The organism is Pseudomonas sp. AC463 (assembly GCF_979253585.1).
In genome coordinates, this window is the sequence record NZ_CEEDDZ010000306.1 from 1 (window position 1) to 334 (window position 334).

The following is a 334-nucleotide window of genomic DNA, read 5'->3' on the forward strand; positions in this document are numbered from 1 at the left end:
GCGACAAGACCGAACAGCCGACGCCCAAGAAGCTGGCGGACGCGCGCAAGCGGGGCGACGTCGCCAAGTCGAAGGACGTCACCGCGACCGCCGTGCTGTTCGTCTGGTTCGTGGTGATGGCGTTCGGCGTGCGGTTCGCCGGCGACTACATCGTCGGGCTGTTCGATGCCGGGTTTACGATGATCGGGCGGGGCGATCCGTTTCCTATCGCGCTGGCGTCGCTCGGCCACGCGTCTGTCGTCGCATTGCTGGTGATCACCGCCGTCGCGCTGGTTCCGGCCGCGCTGGCGGGAGTGCTGGCGGAGTTCCTCCAGGCCGGCGGCGTCTTCACGAT

Annotated in this window: 1 protein-coding gene; it reads left to right on the top strand. The window is 68.3% G+C overall.

Annotated elements, in window-relative coordinates:
• On the top strand, positions 1 to 334 hold a 334-nt coding region (locus AC0IYH_RS30270), incomplete at both ends, for an EscU/YscU/HrcU family type III secretion system export apparatus switch protein (protein ID WP_471837828.1).